Origin of the sequence: Polyangium mundeleinium (assembly GCF_028369105.1) — a bacterium.
In the GTDB taxonomy this organism is placed as follows: Bacteria; Myxococcota_A; Polyangia; order Polyangiales; family Polyangiaceae; genus Polyangium; species Polyangium mundeleinium.
In genome coordinates, this window is sequence record NZ_JAQNDO010000001.1 from 1490361 (window position 1) to 1508918 (window position 18558).

At 65.9% G+C, this 18558-nt stretch carries 18 protein-coding genes and 1 pseudogene; 3 read left to right on the forward strand and 16 right to left on the reverse strand.

Annotation, left to right across the window (positions count from 1 at the left end; genetic code table 11):
- Nucleotides 1-127: 127 nt before the first annotated feature.
- Genes POL67_RS06160 through POL67_RS06180 form a run of 5 tightly spaced genes read right to left on the reverse strand, consistent with a single transcriptional unit; the run spans nt 128 to nt 5663 of the window.
- Nucleotides 128-2347 carry a DUF5131 family protein gene (locus POL67_RS06160; RefSeq protein ID WP_271916130.1) on the reverse strand — a complete coding sequence of 740 codons (2220 nt, stop codon included), beginning with the start codon at nt 2345-2347 and terminating at the stop codon, nt 128-130.
- Nucleotides 2247-4055, reverse strand: a complete 1809-nt coding sequence (locus POL67_RS06165; RefSeq protein WP_271916131.1) for a hypothetical protein — start codon at nt 4053-4055, stop codon at nt 2247-2249. Before POL67_RS06165 ends, POL67_RS06160 begins: the two co-directional genes overlap by 101 nt.
- A complete protein-coding gene (locus POL67_RS06170) occupies nt 4052-4267 on the reverse strand; it encodes a helix-turn-helix domain-containing protein (RefSeq protein WP_271916132.1) in 216 nt (71 codons plus the stop codon). The genes POL67_RS06165 and POL67_RS06170 overlap by 4 nt, the downstream gene beginning before the upstream one ends.
- 38 nt (nt 4268-4305) lie before the next feature.
- Nucleotides 4306-5106 carry a hypothetical protein gene (locus POL67_RS06175; protein WP_271916134.1) on the reverse strand — a complete coding sequence of 267 codons (801 nt, stop codon included), beginning with the start codon at nt 5104-5106 and terminating at the stop codon, nt 4306-4308.
- A 20-nt stretch (nt 5107-5126) separates the two neighbouring features.
- Nucleotides 5127-5663, reverse strand: coding sequence for a hypothetical protein (locus tag POL67_RS06180; protein WP_271916136.1), 537 nt, complete (start codon nt 5661-5663; stop codon nt 5127-5129).
- A gap of 50 nt (nt 5664-5713) precedes the next feature.
- Between POL67_RS06180 and POL67_RS54115 the strand changes: the two are divergent.
- The 3 genes and pseudogenes from POL67_RS54115 to POL67_RS06190 form a co-directional block, all read left to right on the forward strand.
- Nucleotides 5714-6016: pseudogene (locus POL67_RS54115) on the forward strand (helix-turn-helix domain-containing protein); the annotation flags it as partial.
- 44 nt (nt 6017-6060) lie between these two features.
- Nucleotides 6061-7137, forward strand: coding sequence for a tyrosine-type recombinase/integrase (locus POL67_RS06185; RefSeq protein WP_271916137.1), 1077 nt, complete (start codon nt 6061-6063; stop codon nt 7135-7137).
- Nucleotides 7138-7905: 768 nt separating this feature from the next.
- Nucleotides 7906-8358 carry a toll/interleukin-1 receptor domain-containing protein gene (locus POL67_RS06190; RefSeq protein ID WP_271916138.1) on the forward strand — a complete coding sequence of 151 codons (453 nt, stop codon included), beginning with the start codon at nt 7906-7908 and terminating at the stop codon, nt 8356-8358.
- Nucleotides 8359-8368: 10 nt separating this feature from the next.
- Here POL67_RS06190 and POL67_RS06195 read toward each other — a convergent pair whose 3' ends face one another.
- The 11 genes from POL67_RS06195 to POL67_RS06245 form a co-directional block, all read right to left on the reverse strand.
- Entirely contained in the window at nt 8369-9667 is a 1299-nt protein-coding gene (locus POL67_RS06195) for a TIR domain-containing protein (protein ID WP_271916139.1), read from the reverse strand.
- Nucleotides 9668-10492: 825 nt separating this feature from the next.
- Nucleotides 10493-11017 (reverse strand): AgmX/PglI C-terminal domain-containing protein, encoded by a 525-nt coding sequence (locus POL67_RS06200; protein ID WP_271916140.1) that lies wholly within the window; start codon nt 11015-11017, stop codon nt 10493-10495.
- Nucleotides 11018-11042: 25 nt separating this feature from the next.
- Nucleotides 11043-11291, reverse strand: coding sequence for a hypothetical protein (locus tag POL67_RS06205; RefSeq protein WP_271916141.1), 249 nt, complete (start codon nt 11289-11291; stop codon nt 11043-11045).
- Entirely contained in the window at nt 11270-11746 is a 477-nt protein-coding gene (locus tag POL67_RS06210) for a hypothetical protein (protein ID WP_271916143.1), read from the reverse strand. Before POL67_RS06210 ends, POL67_RS06205 begins: the two co-directional genes overlap by 22 nt.
- 374 nt (nt 11747-12120) lie before the next feature.
- Nucleotides 12121-13545 carry an ATP-binding protein gene (locus tag POL67_RS06215; protein ID WP_271916145.1) on the reverse strand — a complete coding sequence of 475 codons (1425 nt, stop codon included), beginning with the start codon at nt 13543-13545 and terminating at the stop codon, nt 12121-12123.
- A 16-nt stretch (nt 13546-13561) separates the two neighbouring features.
- On the reverse strand, nt 13562-13915 hold the full coding sequence (locus POL67_RS06220) for a hypothetical protein (protein ID WP_271916146.1): 354 nt from the start codon (nt 13913-13915) through the stop codon (nt 13562-13564).
- A gap of 14 nt (nt 13916-13929) precedes the next feature.
- On the reverse strand, nt 13930-14298 hold the full coding sequence (locus POL67_RS06225; RefSeq protein ID WP_271916147.1) for a hypothetical protein: 369 nt from the start codon (nt 14296-14298) through the stop codon (nt 13930-13932).
- 416 nt (nt 14299-14714) lie between these two features.
- A complete protein-coding gene (locus POL67_RS06230; protein ID WP_271916148.1) occupies nt 14715-14975 on the reverse strand; it encodes a hypothetical protein in 261 nt (86 codons plus the stop codon).
- A 144-nt stretch (nt 14976-15119) separates the two neighbouring features.
- The gene (locus POL67_RS06235; RefSeq protein ID WP_271916149.1) at nt 15120-16244 is read right to left on the reverse strand and encodes an RNA polymerase sigma factor; all 1125 of its coding nucleotides are present in this window, start codon (nt 16242-16244) and stop codon (nt 15120-15122) included.
- 51 nt (nt 16245-16295) lie between these two features.
- The gene (locus POL67_RS06240) at nt 16296-17417 is read right to left on the reverse strand and encodes a hypothetical protein (RefSeq protein ID WP_271916150.1); all 1122 of its coding nucleotides are present in this window, start codon (nt 17415-17417) and stop codon (nt 16296-16298) included.
- A 51-nt stretch (nt 17418-17468) separates the two neighbouring features.
- Nucleotides 17469-18233 carry a hypothetical protein gene (locus POL67_RS06245; protein ID WP_271916151.1) on the reverse strand — a complete coding sequence of 255 codons (765 nt, stop codon included), beginning with the start codon at nt 18231-18233 and terminating at the stop codon, nt 17469-17471.
- Nucleotides 18234-18558 lie beyond the last annotated feature (325 nt).

Below are 18558 nucleotides of genomic sequence, written 5' to 3' on the forward strand. Positions count from 1 at the left end.
ACGGACATCGTCGGACTGCCCAGGCAGTCACACGCCGAACCCCAGAAGGGGAATGCAGCGTATGGCTGGCCCCGCCGCCTCTGGAGCGTGTGGAGTCGAAGCGACAGCCTTACCCAGCGGGATCGGCTTATCGATCGGTAGCCTCCTCGTGGAGCCTCAGCTCGCGATCGATCTCGGTGAGGAGCTCACGCAGGGTCGACACGAGATCGGCGTTCATCCTGCCCGGCTTCGAGCGTCTAAGCTTGTTTCGTACGTCGGCGAGCGCCCGAGGAATGCTCGCCACCTCCTGATCACCGATATCGGTCTCATCCGCGCCGGCGAGGCCCCCAGGGCGATAGGCAGGCATGCGGCGCACGCTCGCGGGGTCGATCGGCATCATGGGCTCCGGCCGCTCGTCGAGGCGGACAGTCGAATCCTCGCCTTGGGTCGGGAGCGCCGCCGCGCCGGCAGGAGGCTGGTCGGGCTGCTCGACCACTGCCTTCGCGGTATCGGACGTGGTATCCTGGGTCGGCAACGTACCCTCTCCGCAGCTCTTCGTATCCTGGGTCACGGAGGCGCTCTGGGTGGCAGTGCGCTGGAGCATGCCAGCGGCCCGCTTCACGCTTCTGGTGCGCCCCTCGGCAAGCAGCCGCGCGACGGCAGCCTGCTGATCCCGCGGAAGGCGGGTGAGCTCCATGAGCTTCACCTTCTCGTCCGCGAGCGCTGTACCCCGGATGAGCTCGGCCGCATCGGCGGCCAGATTCCTTGCGATCCTGATCTCCTCCTGCACGGTCCGCTCGGACGTGCCGAGCTTGGCTGCTGCATCCGCGGCAAAGGCCGGTGCGAGCGAAATGATTTCGGTTGCACCGCCGGCCGCTGCCTTGGCGCGCCCGCCCCGGGCGTGCTGCCGTGCCTCCGGGTGGAGCGCCTCATAGAGTTCCTTCCGCCGGGCGAGGAGCTGGCCGCGCTCGAGCACGGAGAACCGGCGACGAACCAGGTTCTCATCGATTTTGGCCAGCTCCCGGTCGACGGCGCCCCACGTCTCGATGTGAGCCTCGATCTGCGGGTACCCCAGCTCGACGTAAGCGGCGACCCTGTTTCTTCCGGCGACGAGATCGCCATAAGGGGTGAGGATGATCGGATTCAACAGCCCCAGATCGGAGATCGACGTCACGAGATGGCGGACGACATCAGGGTCGGGTTGCCGGTTCGGCGGGATGACGATGTCCCGGATGGCCACCATGCGTACGCTAACGCCCGGCGGCAGGGGTTCGCTGGGCACGCGCAGGCTTCGCGGCGACCCGTGATATGCTGCGGCGCCCACACCATCCTGAGGCATCTCAGGCTCCGGCATGGCAGCGGGACCGCTCGCCGTGGGGGACTTACCCTCGATGTTCATCGCCGCATCTCCCGCGTCCTGCTCCTCCGCATCACGAGGACGTGCCCGCCGTCGCCCGCTGCTCGGCACCTCGTCCCATGTCCGGCCGTCCAGGTCGCGCCCCGACTTCTTCTTGCCGAGCCGGACCAAGACCTGCTCCTCGCCGACGGCATCGGGCACCGTGATGAACGAGTGCGTAAGCACCCCGGCCTCGGTGATGCCCCATGTGCCCCACTGCTTGAAGAAGAAGGCGACTCCGGCCCGCACGCATTGATCACGCAGGGTCCGCGCCCAGGCGGGCTCCATGGGCCGCGCGCCGTGCCCGCTCTCGCCCCCGACGATCACCCAGTCGATCTCGCCGAGCCACGGGCCGAGCTTGATCTCGTCGAGCAGCGGCTCGCAGGACAGGAATCGTACGACGGCCGGATGCTTGATCAGCTCGGGGATACGCTTCGCCGCCAACTCGGCGTTTTCGACCGTCGTGCCGAGCCAAACGTTCGGGGGCCATTTCTCGCCCCAGGGGACCATCGCGCCGACGTTCTCCGGCCTCTTCGTCAGGAGCAGCCAGTCGAGCCACGGCGTCTCCGCGATGAGCTTCCATAGCCGCTCCCGGTGCGGCACGAGATCCTCGCGGTCCTCGAAGACATCGGCCATCGAGGCGCAGAACACGCGCTTGCGCTGCCCCTCGTGCGCTGCGTCGCGGTTCCATGCGAGCGGCTCCCGCCAGTGCTGCTCCTCGAACGAGCGGCGGGTGGCATCCTTCCCCCAGACCTCGTGCCCCCACCGCTCCGCCGACGCCGCTGCATAGCAGTACTTGCAGCCCGGCGAGATCTTCGTACAGCCCCACCACGGGTTGAATGTGTGGTGCGTCCACTCGATCGCCGAGCCTTTACCCACGGGCCACCTCGATCGGCTGGCCAGCACGCGCCTGAAAACGGGCCGCGAGGATCTGCTGGATCTGCGAGAGCCACTGCTCGATCCGCCGCGCATCCGTGGGGCTGAGCTCGCCCTGCTTCAAGTTGCGGAGCGCGGTCTCGAGGTTGTGCATGGCCACGGTGACGGGGTGCTGATCGAGACGGCCGGCATCGCGCGAGCCAAAGGGAGCGGGAGAAGGAGAAGCACTCTCCGGCGGCTCTTCTTCACCGTTTTGGAGCTCCGGTTTCGTGGCGGTCTCCGCCTGGCCGGCGTCGCTCTCTGCCGCCGGGGCGCAAGCTCGCGCGTCATCGGCTGCGCGCCCCCGCACGGCCTCGCGGATCACGTCGACAGCCGCCTCACCTTGGCGGATCCGTGCGAGGATGCGCTCCCGCGTGAGAGCATCCAGCTTCACGGCCTGGGCGACCTCGGCGCGCGTCATCTTGGCGTCGCGCGTGAGTACGGCGTTTTTGATCGCCGTCCCGTACGTCGCGGCGAGCTGATCGAGCAGCCTGGCGAACTGAGCATCGCGCTCGATCGTGCGGCTGCCCACCCTATAGATCTCGGCTAGCCGCTCCGACATCTTCTCGCCACCCTGGCGAGAAGTATCGAGGTCGGTGCGGGCCCCCTGCCGCTTCTCCAAGTTGTAGATGCGACCGCGCAGGTACGCCTGCGCCTCGGGCGTGAGGTTCCGTCGGCCGAGCTGGTTCTCGATGACCCATAGGATGGCGGACGTCCGGTCCGGGAACTCGAGGATCTTCTTCTCGTAGAAGATGCGGTGGGCTCGGCAGATCGCGCGCCGGGTGTGGCCATCAAGGAGAACCTGACGCGGACCATCTTGCCAGACGACGAGCGGAGCCACGCAGCCGTGGGCGCGCAGGTCCTGCTCGAGCAGGGCGTACTCCTCGTTCGACTCGCGCGGGAGCAGCGCTTCGATCTCGGGGTCGGTCGTGATCCCGTCGTCGGGGAGCTCGACTGAAGCGTCCGCGCCTGCATGGGCGGCGTGTCTGCCTTGCTCGCGGCGGTTGTGAGCTAGGACGTCCCCGATGTGACGCGCCGGTGCAGAGCAGCCGGTGCAGGCGAGGTGCTCGAAAGGGGGGCGCCGTTCGCCGCAGCGCTCGCAGTACAGCCCGCCAGCGGCCAGCTTCTCATCCAGGCCGGCCAGCGAGACCACGAGCTGGCCGCCGAGGATGAAGGGCTCGTCGCACACGCCGCAGACCCACGCCTCGGTGCGAACGCCGGGGGTGCCACATGTCGCGCAGCGCGCCGCCGGCGCCGGGGCGTGCATCGCGATCGACCGCTCCGCCGTATTGGTGGTGCGGGAGCTGATCGGCTCCGCCATGCTGGGCCCCGACCGTCGAGACCTTCGACGAGACGACGATCGACGCTCGCGAGGCCGTGTAGGCAGAGCCGGAAGCGGTGGCGGCTGATCTACGGCCGGGGTTGCGGCGGGGGGAGTCGCCCCTGTGCCTGGAGAGGCGCCGGGGATGACGGGGCCTCCCTCGGCATCGTACTTCTCGGTGCCGGGCGTGGTCGTTGGAGCTGCGTCTGTCACCGACTCGGTTGGCGGTACGGCCATGGCCGGCTGCGCCGTCGTGAACGGGCCCGCGATGCCGATCGCGTCCTTGTCCCCGGTCACCATGCTCGGCCCCCCGACGGTGGGCGTGGTCGGCGTGGCCACGAGCATCTGAAGAAGCTCGGCGACGAGCGGCCAGTAGAACTCGGGCACGTACGCCGTCCCGAACTTGACGACGTTGGCCTCCATCGCGCGGATGGAGGTGCTCATCGTGAGCCTCCTGCCGCGGGAGTGGCATCAGCGAAGAGCTCCTCGACCGGCGTCTCGAGCAACTGCGCCAGCCGCTTCTTTTCGTCGTCGGTCGCCGCCAGCCGGCCGCAAATGATGCGGGACATCCGGGTGTCGGTGATGCCCAGCAGACGCGCCGCATCGTATTGGCGAACCCCCCGGCGCATGAGCGCCATCTTGAGAGCAAGCAGCACGCTGACCTCCTGGCCCTGCACGAGGCAGGCGCATGAGGTCAGGACGTTCGAGGCTTCGCACTACCGCTTGCGGCGGCGACGTCGCAGCCGTCACGGAGCATCTGTACGAGGGCCTCGTACTGGTCGCGTGGGATGACTTTCCCCGCGCTAATCGCGCGTTCAGCCTCCCAGCCAAGCTCCTCTTCGATGGCCAGGATGAGACTGAGCGCCTGCTCGAGCGGCACGCCTGCCTCGCGCGCGGCGGCCTCGATCGTACGACCACCTTTTGGGGCTCGCCGCCGGCCCAGGAAACGCTCGATGATCCTCTCGTCGTGTCCAGGGCGGAACGCGTAGCTGGTGCTGCCGAGCAGGCGCCGCGGCGCAAGCTCCCCCGCCTCACGCGCTCTCTTTACGGCGTTTCGGACGCTGCTCTCCGGGACCCTCAAGTTTTCTGCCACCTGTGTCAACGTAAGAAATTCTCCCGTCGGATCTCTATGTTGGCGACGCGCCTCCTTCTCGTCTGCGATGTCCACAAGCGACTTTCGCGATGGTGGCGTTCCGGGCTGCGCCCGCCGTCTCTCCTCGTGCTTCCATCGGCGGAGCGTACCGGCACTTCGCTTGATTTCTTGACCCCCGGTGGTGCCCAGCGTCGCGGGGCCAGCGATCTTTGCCCGAAGATCTCGGGCGGCATTCTTGAATGCCCCGACGTAGCGCTCCAGGGCCCTGGCTTCTTCACCGCCGGGCGAATAGGCAAGTAAGCGCTTCTGTAGTCCGTCGACGTCATCGAAAACGTAGTTAAGGGTCTCGTATACGAGCAGTTCATCTCGCTTTTTGCTCATGGCGGAGATGACGCGCTCCACGAATGCCTGCACATCGGGCTTTACCGCTGGTTCGGATGGAGAAGCGTCAGGAAGACTTCCGCCTCGATCCAATACGCCTCCTCTCGCGCGGCCTTCTCCTCGGGCGGCAACGACGTGTCCTCGCGTAGTTCAAGCACCTTCACGAGGAACGCCACGGCCGGCCACCCATCCCGCACGAGCGCCCAGTCATCGCCAAAGCGAGCGCGCAACGTCTCCTCGTCCGGCACGTAGCGCTTTGTCCCTCGCTTCGCTTTCAATCGCTCGGCCACGAACGCGTCGTAGAAGGGGTGGAGCTTCAGGCCGAGTTCCACGAAGTGCCCACGGGCCCGAGCAAGCTCGAAGAAATGGAGCCCGTCGTCGATCTCCCCTGCCAGGACGCGGGCGATCTCACGAGGGCGCAGCGTTTCAAGCACACCGAGGTCATCCTCGGCCTTGATGCGCGTGGTGAGGCGCTTGCGGACGCTGCGGATGGCCTCCTCGTTGCGTTCCTGCTCGTCCTCTTCGAGCGCTGCCAGGGCGGCCGTGAGTTCCGGATCGGGATGGCAAGTGCTGCCCATGTGCGAAGCCTAGAACGTCCAGAATGATGCCGCCACTGGAGGCGGCTGGGATGTCTTCGCATCGCGCGTCAGCACCAGACCGTCCGCTGGACCCACAGGCACTCGAACTCGGCCCGGGCTTATCTGCGCAGACCGATCCTGGCCGCGCGCAGAACAAGGCGCCCCCAAGGGATAAGAAGCCTGGACGGCCCACCGCGCCCACGGAAGGCCTCCCGAACCTTTTCCCAGTAGCAGAGGTGGCCGCCGTTCTCGGCGTGTCCACGCGGACGGTGCGCCGCCTGATCAAGGCTGGCGAGCTCGTCGCCTACCGGATCAACCGACAAGTCCGCGTCGACGCCGAAAGCGTGACGCGCCTGCTCGAGGCTTCCCGCATTGGAGCCTCGTTCCGAGACCCCGCATGGCGAAACGCAAGTATATCCTCGGCCAGCCGCATCTCCTCCGACGCCGAGGCAAGAAGAAGCTCTGGACCGGCTGGATCGAGGGCCGCGAGGTCGCGCTCGGGACCGCCGACCGAGTCGAGGCCCAGCGACGGCTCGACGAACTCGTCGCCCAGGCACGACGCGACCCTGCCGCAAAGCGCGGCGGAGCTGCGAGAGGCCCTTCGGAAGCTCCAGCGCCGCTCCTGAGCGAGCTCGGCATGCAGTTCATCCAGCACTGTCAACCGCCGCGACACACGAAGAAAACGGCGGCCTCGTATGCGCACCGCGTCCTCAAGTTCATCGAATGGGCCGAAGATCGGAAGATCCGTCGCGCGGACGAGGTCACCTTCAAGGTGATGTCCTCGTTTGTCCGAAGTAGGACGGCCGCCGGCAACGGAGCAGCGACGATCAACCGGGCGCTGACGGCTGTACGGCGCATGTACGCGTTCGCCAAGCGCGAGGGCCTCATTGAGCAGAATCCGTTCAAGCAGGAGGAGTTCGCCGAGCTGAAGCTGCGCGAGCCGCGGCCGAAGCCGAACGCGACGACACTATCGCCATCGCAGATCGACGCGTTCCTCGACAAGGCCGACGAGATGGCGAAGCCCGGGTACGCCGCGCTCTTCCGCATGACGGCTGGGAGCGCGATCCGCATCGACGAAGCGCGTCACTTCGAGGCGAGCGACGTGGACGCGCCGCGCGGGATCCTCACGATCACGCCCAAGAAGAACTGGACGACGAAGGGGTATCGCTATCGCGAGATCCCGATCTCGGCGAAGACCGCCGCGGCTGCGCTCGCGCTCGTTGCCGTGCGGGAGGCGATCGCGCTAGACGATAAGTCGGTGTGGAAGGAGATCCAGCGGATCCGGAAGGCGGCCGGGCTGCCGCAGTTCTCCATGCACGATCTGCGGCGCGCCTGGGCGAGCGCCGTGCACGCGAACGGGGCGTCGCTCAAGCAGGTGAGCGTCTGGCTTGGGCACGCCGACGTGCAGACGACCGAACGGTACATCCGCGTGTTCGAGGGCAAGAGCACCGGGCACGAGTTCTTGCCGAGGTGACAGCGGCCACATCCGGGCCGGTCTGCGGAGCGAGCTAGGACGGCCCGCTCTGTTCTAGCTCCTGGTCTCCTGGTACGGCACGGCGGGGCGATGGGCGTGCGCGGGCGAGCGGGCGAGCAGCACCGTGCAGGTGGCGACGCAGAGATCCGGCGACGCAGGGAGGGACGGAGGGACCCGAACCAGTGCCGGTTGAAGGGGCCGGCCCGGGGGCCTCTGTCCGGGCATGGGCGCGGGACCTCTAGAGAGCCGTGGGCATGCTCACGCGCCCCGGGGAAGCGCCGGTTAGGCCAGGTGCCGTCGCTCCCCGCCGAGGGCCACGCGTGAGATTTGGCAGAGATTTGGCACGCGGGAGAGCCAGCGGTTTCCTGACGCGTGTAACTTCTTGATTTTACTGGCACCCCCGGCAGGAATCGGACCTGCGACCTTCGGTTTAGGAAACCTCGGCCCGTGATCCGGGAGCCCCCTCGCCAAAGTATGAGAATGACATCAGAAACAGCGTCGTTCCAGGCACTTTCGCGAAGGTGAGGGGGTTCTTCGGAGTGCCCGGGAGACGACGTGATGAGACACGACGGTAATGGGGTCGTGGTAACGCTCTGGTAACAGGAGCGGACGAGCTCGCGCTGAGACCCGTGGCCGGCAACCCGGCAGGACAACTAGCGCAGGATGTTCGGCGGCGGGGCCCCTGAGCTGGACCGAACGTGCGCGGAGTCGCTTTACGCCAGCACTTGACGCGTCGTACAGGGTCGGCTAGCTCGCGAACGAGCTCGAATGAAACCGATCGACGTCTTCTTCTCCTACTCGCACCGGGACGAGGCCATGCGTGACGAGCTCGCGGCCCACTTGTCTAGCCTTCGGCGGAGCGGGTTGATCCACGAGTGGCACGACCGGCTCATCCCAGCCGGCGAGAGCTGGAAGCACGCGATCGACGTACATCTCGAAAAGGCGCACCTCGTGCTGGTGCTCGTCAGCGCCGATTTCATCGCGTCCAACTACTGCTACGAGATCGAGATGAAGCGCGCACTCGAACGCCGCGAGGCCGGCCAAGCGCGCGTCGTCCCTATCATCGTGCGTGCCTGCGACTGGCACCAGACACCACTCGGGGCGCTACAGGCTCTCCCGAGAGACGCCAAACCCGTCGCGGAGTGGCAGAGTCGCGACGCTGCGTGGACGGACGTCGCGCGTGGAATCAGAGCCGTGGTTGAAGGCCTGGCCCGGCCTTGACCGGCGGCCATCAAGGATCATCGATGAATACCAGCACGCGCGTGTCCTTGGCGTTCGGTGGCGCGAGCCGAAGCCCGATGCATAGCGCGGTTGTCTTGATGTAGTTGTGGCTCGCTGTGAATTGCAGACTAGGGAGAAGTTGTCCAGGCTCCCAGATCTCGATCTGGATTCCCTTTCCGTGGATTAACTCACCCAGTACAATAGGTACCGGCAGCGGCGGCGTTGCAAACAGCTTCTCCGAATTTGCGTGCGCGGACGAGTAAGGGACACACGTGCGAGATTCGGTTGCTCCTGGTCGGCGGAAGCATACGAGCGCATCCTTGGACGGCTCGTTACCGTTGATCAATGCGTGGGCTAGCCGGAGCGAATAGCGCTGCTCGGCGCTGAGGTTCTCGCTGCACGCGCCCGGCACGCGCGCCCTTCCAGAACCACATTTCCCGCACATCGCCTGACCATCGAGGCACACGTCTGGGAGTTTCCTCCTGTTCTCGGCATCGGCTTGGCAGTCGATTCCGCCGCAGCACGAAGATGCGTAGATGCCGGTAGGCGTGGTCGTCGTGCGGGGCGCGAGAGGCGTCGTAGCGACCTGGATGGGGGCGACGGGGGCTGGCGGCGCCGCGGTAGCGTTCTCGTGTGCCGTGCTTGGCCACGCGAGGTATACGGCGTAGCCCAGAAGGCAAAGCCCGACGGCTTTGCGGAACATTGCGCCCCATTCGCTGTTCGCGGTGGTGGCGGCCTGTGGAGCCGCCTGTTGAGGCGCATATTGAGGCTGCATCGGGGAGACGCCTGGCGTCTGATAGTGCTGCCCGAGTGGCGCATGCATGGGCATACTCACAGGCGGATCGACGTAACCCTCGGCCGTAAGTAGGCTTTTAACAATACCGTAGATGCCCTCAGCGACGACCGTCCAAGCCTCATCGCGATTCGGCCAGCTCTCGACGAACCCCCTGCCAGGAAGGGTGGCTACACCGGCCGGAAACACGCGGGTCGTATTCAAGGCGTGGTGCCTAACGAGGACCGGAACGGCTCTCGCCTCGTGCCTCTCTTGTCGTTCAAAGGCACACTGCTCCTCGCTGCGGCATCGGTCATTATTTTCGAAATTTACTGTACGCAAAAGTACAACAATGCGCGCTTGCGAAAACCAGACATCCAGGACGGCGTTGATGTTCTGACCAGGGGCGACCTTTCCCTGGTGCGCGACCCGGATGCGACCCTTGTTCACGAAGCGCGCGAGGTGCCTCTCGAGCGTCTCGCAAGACGCCGCGTCTTCCGGCGCAAAGGAGATGTACACGTCGACCGGGGGAGGCATCACACACCAGTCCCAGCATACATGCCTGGCCGTCCACGGCAAAGAATTTTGCGCACCGACGGTTCCAGACTGGCACGAGCGCCAAACCCCAGGCAAATCAGGGCACGAGCGTCGCCAACTGAGGGCGGGCAGCAGCCAGGCTTGCGTCCACCTTGACGTCGATTGTCGAACATCCGTATGGTCTTCCCGACCTCGCGCGAAACTCGCCCGGGCCAGGAGCATACAGCATGCCGCCGCGACACCGACGTAACGATCAGCAGGGTGACAAACGGGGCGCATCTACGCAAAAAGAGCGGAAGCTATCACCGGTAGCATCGGCCAAAGGCAAGTGGACGCAGATAGCAATTCTGCTTCGGCGGATCGCAGATCTTCTCGACGCGCCGGAAGATCACGAGAGCCCTGGCGGAGGTCTCCGTCGCCGCCCTGTCCGATCCAGTGCTCTTGTGGTACCGCCACTTCATCCGCCTAGCGAGGAGGACAGGCGACGAGCGAGGGAAGAACTACGACGTCTGGGTTACAAGATAATCAAGTAACTGGGCACGCCACCTCGTTTCTCTCCTCGGCTCGCCCCGTGCTGAGCAGATACGGGGCCACGTGATATGGGGCGTGCTGTTGTCGATGTACGATAAAGTATACCTGCGGTGGCAGGTGCAGGTCGTCGACCCGACCGGGCGAGTTACTGGCACGGAAGACGCTGGAGCACGTGATGCGGTGCGCCGTGAGTCTGTCGATGCTCGATGGCCCTCCGAGAAACAGGCACCCGTTGCAACAGCTTGAAGGATAGCCCCCATCAAGGCGGGCAGCGGGGCGCGGCGGCGCCCCGCATTATCTTGCCTCGCCTCGATTTTGTGCATTGCCTACATCGGGCTCGCTGTCCCCTGCACTGAAGAAAATCGGGTACACCACCGCCACGACACGCCCGTCGGGACGCGGAAACTGGAGCTCGGTGATTACTTTCACCACGCAGGCCGTCACCGCGGGATCGGGCATGGGGGGACGTGACGGCGAGGGAGGCTGCTGCCAACCCGCGGGCGGCACCGCAGCAGCACGGCTGACCGTACCGTCGAGTCCGATGATGAAACGCGTGACGACGATGCCCCGGAGGTCCGCATTATGTCGGAGGCCATTCTCGTAGCACAGGCGGAAGCGGGGAAAGGCTTGGCGGACGACGCGCTGGATCACTTCAGGCGGCAGTGCAGAGGTTTCCTTCGGCGAGGAGGCGCCCAGTGGCGGCGAGGTCTCGCTGCTCTCGATGATTTTCTTTGGCGTAGGCGAGCGTGCCGCCCCGCAACCCAGGAAGACTGCCAGCCACACCGCGGCGGAGGTTACCTTCGGAACTCGAATGACCATGACTTGTCTTGCCGCTCCCGAACGGTCACGAGCGTTTCTTATCGCCATTTTCTTCTGGTTGTGTGACATCTTCCTTGGGAGGAGGATAGCTTATGAGATCCGCCACAAGAAGATCTGCGAGCGCTTTGGTAATCGCTGCCTTTTGGTCGGGTGAACACATGTCCCAGAACCGCTTCCCCTCCGGTAGCTCAACGCGGACTTCGTCTTTCGCTCCAGTGACAGGGGGAGTTGCTCGACGTTCTCGTTTGCCTTTCACACCAGCATTCTTTGCCATCGCTCGATGACCTCCGGCAGAGCGGCCACATCGATCGATCTTTCCAGGCGGCCGCGGTACTGGTCGATCGTGATGGGAATACAGAGGATACCAGCGTCCTCGAGCGGCTCTCCCGCGAGCACCGCGAGCCTCGAGACCTCGTCGAGGCAGCGATTGTCTGCTGGAAGGACGACGTTCGGCAGAAGCAGGAGGGCCGAGAGCTCGTCGGCGAGCCGGGTCTCGCGTTCGTCGCGGTGTGAGGAGCTCCCCCACGCCGCCGAGAGCCTCACCCGTTCGAAGGTGATGCCGCGCCGAACTCCGGTGGTTCGTCCCGGGATCCGGTTGCAGTTTGTCCGTAGGCGCTCGTGCCTACCAAATGCCGTTGCGAACGACAGTTTTACGTGGTACGCGTTTGTCCTCGAACACGCCATGCCGTCACCCACGTCGACCAAGTGGTTCGCTTCCCACGTCGCCACGATGTCCGGAGCCGCTGTCTTCCTCGTGCTCGCCGGGTGCGCGCCAAGTCGAGAGGAGCAGGCCGCGCTGGACCAGCCGCCGAAGGTGGCGGTGCGGTTTGGGCCCTCTCTGCGCCTTCCCGACCCAGACCGCCAGTGCGTGCGCCGGCCCGGCGTTCACGCTTGTCCTGCCGGATGGCCCATCCGAGGCATCATTCCGGTCGCTCGCCCGCAGATCGCCACCTGCGTGTACGCGCCGAACGGAGCCTCGCCGGCCACGGAGCTCGACGAGAATGGCGTGCCGCAGAGCGAGATCACGGTTTGTTGCGTTCTGACTTACAGACAGGCAGACGCGCGGAACGACTGCTCGCCATGACCCGCGTTCGGTGCGCGTGTCACGAGAACTGGATCGCCTCGTACACATGTCGCTTGCCCGGGGCGCGCACGCCACTGATGTCCGCCAGAGCCGCGATCGTTCGCGCAACGCGCAGCACCTTGGGCCAGTTGCTCGGCAACACCCCGCGCTTCTGGGCGAAGCTCCACAGCGCATGCTCACTCCCCGTCTCGCTCTCAGGCGCCATCGCTGCCCGAGCCGTGCGCGCCGCCGCAACCCGCCTCCTGACCACCTCGCTCCGCTCCGGCTTGGCCACGTCGAAGACCGATGGCAACACCACCTGCATGTCGAAGTAGCGATCGAACACCGCCCGCAGCCGCCGCTCGTGACGCTGGATCTCCGTCCGCGTACACGTACAAGGCCGGATGCCCTCATCGCCCCGAAACCCGCACGGGCAAGCGCACGACGCGCCGACGAGCAGAGGCCGCGCCGGGAACCCGGAGCTCTCGCCCTTGGCGAGCGCGACGGCCAGGGCGGCGAGGTCGGAGCGACGGAACTCGAGCAGCTCGTCGAGGAAGAGCACGCCTCCATGCGCGAGCGAGACTTCCCCGGGACGCACCCCACCGGGGCAGGCCGGGTCGTCCCTGCCGAGGAACTTCTCGAGCGTCGCGTCGCGGTAATTCGGCAAGCGGATCGGGCGGCTCCCGAGGAGCCCCCGCTCGGCTTCGAGCAATCCGGCAATGGAGTAGATGCTCGTCACCTCGATCGCCTCGTCCGCGGTCATCGAGGGGAGGAGAGCGGGTAGCTTCAAAGCTGCCGACGTACGCCCCGCTCCCCCGATGATCAGGAGCGGATGTTGGCCGGCCGCGGCGATTTCGAGCGCGCGGCGGACCGATGCCATCATGAACGGCTTCTCTGCCAGATCACGCTCATACGACCGTGTCGAGCGACGAGGGCCCGCGGGATCGAGCACGTGGGAGCCGCGCAGGGAGTCGAGCACATCGCGAAGGTGGTCCACGACGCGCACGTCGAGCCCGGCGTGTGCCGCCTCCGCGGCGTCGGCGCGAGGGATGATCGCGTGCCGGATGGCGTGGGATGTCGACGCAGCCTTCAGCGCCGGCAAGATGCCACGTACGTGCTGGACCTCGCCTGACCTGGAGAGCTCGCCGAGCACAACCGTCGACGGTAGCGATTTCTGCTCGAATGCCAGCAGAACGGCCACTGCGATCGCCAGATCGAGTTGGCCGCCGTGGTTGTTGGTGCCGGTTGGGGTGATCTCGACGGCGATCTCGAGATCGTTTCTCTTGAGCGTGTTGTAAATGGCCGTCGCCACACGACGCCGCGTTAGCTCCCAGGAGTCTTCGTCGAGACCCGCGAGCTCGAATGTGCCGAATTGGTCGTGCTCGATGGTGACGTTGACGTGGACGAGCGACGCAGACAACCCCGCCAGCGTTATGGAGAAGATGTCGCCGCGGCGCGTGTCCATTGGATGGGATGTCTCGTCAGGTGCTTCCACTCGGCTCCGGCCCTGGTTCCGGGGTCACCGGCTCGGGATCCTGGGGTTGCTTCGGCGCGCTGGTCTTGCCTTGGATCGCGCACCGGAGCGAGAGCGCCACGTTCGGCATGACGAGCTCGACCTCCTCGGCGAAGAGCCCCATCTCCGCGGGCGTCAGGCGAAATCCGCGCCATTCCTTCCGGCCGTGCCGCATATCGGCGGGCAGTTCGTCTTCGTGCATGTAGACGTACCCGTCGCTTGCGAGCGCGAACGGGGCCGCGCACTCGATGACGGGCTCTTGCTCGGTTGCCTCGGCGACTTCCTCGGCGACGGACTCTTGCTCGGTTTCCTGTTCCGACATTATGTGCTTCCCCTTCACGCCCTCACTCGGAGCACGACGTGCGTGATGTCCAACCGGAGAATGGCGGCCATCGGATCGTCGCTGTTTTTTACGACGAGCTCCACGATCCCCTGCTCCTCGAGCCGCCTCAGCACAGGCGCAATCTTTCCGGCATGTCCGAGATGACAGAGTGAGTCCTGCAGCCGCTGCATCGAAATCCTCCCATCACTGTCGGGGCGCATCCGTGACAGCGCGAAGTGCATGACGAACTCGGCGTACGCGTCGTCGCCCTGTCGCCGCGCCTCCAGAGCGCGGTAAGCGATGTGCACCGCGGCCCGTTGGTAGACGCGAGGCGCTCGCAGCAGGGCGAACAGCATGAACTCGCCGTGCTCGTCGTGTCCCACGGCCCCCGCGGAGACGCGTGTCGCCTCGGGGGAGCGCGGCGGCGGGATCGGCGGAAGGCGTTTCCAGAGCGGTGGGCGCCCGAAGGCGTCCGCTAGCGCGGCGAAGAACCGCGTCCACCACGGTTGCCGGCGAGCAACAACGGGGACCACGCTGCTCTCGGGGGGCGCGCTTTCGTCGAAAACGCGCGGAGGATCCACGCGAGTATCGCGTGGCAGCCCCGGCTCATCATCGACAGACGACCCCCCTTGGACGGCGGCGCTGGGCGGCATCGTGCTCGCCCAGACAGGAGCCGTTCCAGCGCCGCCGTCCAAGAGGGGCCCTCCCCTCCACACCTGCGTTTCGCACTCGTCTTCCTCGCCTGTCGGCACGGGTGCTGGTCGCTTGCTCACGGGTAGCATTGGTGCCGCCTCTCCTGTCATCCGCCGTCAGCCGCGCTCGCGATGCATTCCGAGACAGGCTCCTCACTGCAAACGCCCGTCGAGCACTTCGTCATTGGCGCCGCATTGATGGGTCGACAGAGCGAGTCCGTGCAGGTCCACGTGTGGCATTCCGTCCCGGGGCCGCAGTCTTCGACTTCCTCGCACGGCATGCAATCGGGCAAGTCGGTAGGGCAGACGAGATTGGCCTCGTCGATGCCGAGCGCTTCTCTGCAGTTCGCGACCAACAGCGTGGCCATGATGAGTGCGAAGGACGCTACGAGTGCCGCTGAGCGAGACTGGTTCTCGAGCCGACGCATGGAATACTCCTCTCTCCAGGGATGACACCCTGCAATTCGTGCGACCTGCGACGCATGCAATCGCGCCGCGTCTACATTACTCGCCTACAGCTCCGCAGCAGCAGCGGCCTTCTCTCCAAGCGCCATCATGGCTTGGCGGGTGTAGGAATCACGTTGCTCGGCCAGGCGACTCTCGGGGAATCTCCTGGCATGCTCGCGCAGCAGGACCAAGGCGCCCCTTGGGTGCTTGCGTACGAGAAGCGAGGCCGCCTGCTGCAACATGTTGCGCTCGATTTCTCGGGAATCCTCGAGCTGCAGCTCGGCGCGTTTCCGCGCGGGTGAGCGCTGGGACGGGGTCGAGGCCGACGGCGTCGCGGCGGGGGGCGACTGTGGAACGGCGAGGCGTCCGGCGGTACCTGCGGCGACCGGGATATGAGATACCGCTCCCGCGAGGTGAGTGGCTTCGGCGGGAACCGGCTCTGACGACAAGGAGCGAGGAATGAACGGCAGCAGGAGCGGTAGCGCCGCGAGAGCGGGCGCAAAGCGTCGCCAGCGTAAACGTGCAGAGAGCTCGCTTTTCGGCACCGTTCTTCCGGAGGGATTGATGACGCCGAGGACCTGATCGACGTAGCTCCATACGCGAATTCTCGACAAAAGGAGAAGCGCGACCATGGCGATCGTCGCCGCATCGAGCGCATCGAGGTCGTCCTTCTCGCCGTGGAGACGCTCGTAGATTTCTCGAAACTCCGCCCGACCGCGACTCAACGCGCTCCGCACCGAGGTCTCGTTCACACGTGTTTCGGCTGCGATCCTCGCGGTTGTCTTTCCCTCGATGTACACGCCCACGAGCGCCGCGCGATTGGGACCATCCTCCATGGCGTCGATCGCCTTCGTGATGAGCTGCGCTTTGATCAAGCGCTGCTCGAGCACCTCCTCGTCGGCGAGGCACGGCACGACGTCCTCGGACAGGAGCTTCGCGTTGACCTGGCGGCGCCGATAATTCGAGAATTGATTGTTCGCCGCTGCAAGAAGCCACGCCCGAGCCTCACCGGCGGGCTTTGGAATCTCGCTCAAGTGCTGCCAGGCGGCGATGAACACGAGCTGCGCGACGTCGACGGCGTCACGCGGGGGAACGGCCTTCCGCAGCAACCAGGCCAGGACCGCGTCGAAGTGGTCGCGGTACAGGGCCGAGAAGGTGGCCTCATGCTCCGGTTGGTCCTGGGACGTCACACCCCCTTATGTCGCGAGGGGTGGGTTTTGTTGCGCGGGGCCAAATAATTTTTACGGCTGGCAGCAGAACGTGATCGGACGTACCGGAACAACCGTTCCTTCAAGTTCTCCCCCGCCCGCCTGGCAAGTCCCCGAGTGGTACGTGACGCCGGAGATGGACTTGCTGCCGAGGGGCTGGCCCTTCGGGGTCAGGTCGACGCACGCAGGGTCGTCTGAGGACGCGGCAACACCGGGGACGACTGGATCCGTGCAGGCCCCGTCCTTGAATACGGAGACGAACGCCGTGCACACGCCATCAGCGGGCGCACCGCACGTGCAGGCCATGCAGGTCCGCTGATCGTCGTACCCTTCGTAAAACACGAACTTCTTCGTGTAGGATTCGCCTGGGCACGCGACGTCGCCCCGAGCCCGGATGCACTGGCGGAACCCGGCCTCGGGGTCCGCGGCGGGCACGCAGATCTCGCCGGGATCCTCACATCCTGCGAGCGGCGGGTTCGTGTAGCCCTGGCAGGAGATCGCGGCGAGTCCCCACGATACGCCCGAGAAGTTCTTCACCTTCGGCACCTGCGGCAGGTCGGGCTCGCACTTCTCGTCGAGCTTCGTGAGCGCTCCAATCATGAGCGACTGGACGCACGGAATGCCGCTCCCCGGAGGGCACTGCGCCTGCGCAGGGATGGAGTTCGCCGCCGTGCAGGAGCCGTCCCAGTCCGGGGGTGGATCGAACGAGGTGCCCACGGCCCCGGAGTAGCAAAGACCGGCGTGCGCCGTGACCGTCTCCGGCAGCCCGCACGAGCCTGTGGAGGGCTTGCAGGTGCAGGGCTCGCAGTCGTCCGCCAGGATGAGCAGGTCGGCGTGTAGAAGGTCGTGTCGGACCGGTGCGCGGTTCGGGCATTCGGGGATCTGATTGGGCGCGCCGAACCAGAAGAGCATCGGCAGGTCGAAATCGGGGTGGTTGATCGGAGCGCAGTCGCCGCTGCAACTTGGGCCGGCGTCCTCCTCGGACGCATCGGGCGAGTCGCCGCCGTTGCCGGCGTCTGCCTCTCCAGCATCTGCGCCTGCGTCCTCGAAGGGCCTCTCAATGATGATGTCTGTGACGTAGCAGCCACTCGCCCCGGAAACGGCAAGCGTCGGGAGGAGGAGCGACAACGCGATTCGTGTGGCTCTACGGCGCATGGCTTCAGGTACCACAAATCACTTTGCTGTGGCAAGCAGGGAGTCGGTCGCTCAGAACGGCTTCACGAGCAGGAACGTTCCCGTTGCCAGAACGGGATCCGCAGCCCAAACGGCGTCCCCTCGATCAAAGATCCGCGCCTGCGTTATGGGGATGGCAACCTCGAGCTGCGCCCGGCCGACAAGACCGTGCCATTGTGGCGACTCGTAGGCGATTCTGAAGCCAGATGCGACAAATGGAGCCCTCGTGGACTGCAGCTGAATGTTGTCCTGCGCCCCGAAATGATGTGCTCCGGCGGTAAGCGCGATGCATACGGACAATGGCCGAAAACCACACGCGAACAGTCCGCCGGTCCATAATGAGACACCTACCGGAATGGCTTCCGTGCTACCAGGCACATCGGCCAGGCCGCGCACCTCGACGCCGAAGGTCCACGGGCCCGTCCGCACCCCGCCTCCGAATGTTGCCCCCAGCGCCACCGGACCCGGCGTCGCAAGACCAGCGAGAGAGAAACCGGCGAAGATCTCGCCGCGCAGGTTTGCCCCGGAGGCATCAGCCTTGGACGAACCCTCCGACGACCGCGTTGCGGGGGGCGGAGGCGCGGATGGGGGCGGTGCGGGGGACGAAGGCGCGGGGGGCGGAGGCGGCGGGGGAGATGCGGAGGGCGCGGCCGGCGGAGCCTCCCTCACCGGCAGCTCGATCAAGATCGGCTCCACGATCGAGCCGACGACGAAGTCGACATCCTTGAAGATGTCGGTGCAACGGCTGATCGGCGACTCGAGGGTGCGCGTTCGGCTGTTCTCGCCCTTGGTCGTCACGATCGTCGCGCGAAACCCCCGCCCCGCACGCTCGATCCGGACCGAGAGGGTCCTCGACTCGTTCGCATCAAAGGGATCTCGGCCGATACGCTCGATGATCGAGTTGCGGAGCTCCCGTTCGTCAGGACACTCCTTCGGCGCCTCGTAGACGAGCCTGTGGGGGATTACGACCGTCGCCTCCGCGCGAGGCGCAAGGAGGCAGCCCACCGCCCCTGTCGCGATCGCCCAAGCCCATCTGCGCACCCCGGACCCCATCGGCGCGGACGGTTACCAGGACAGGCCGGTGTTCCGCAAGGGGCGTTAGCGAGGAAAAACCGAAGGGTTC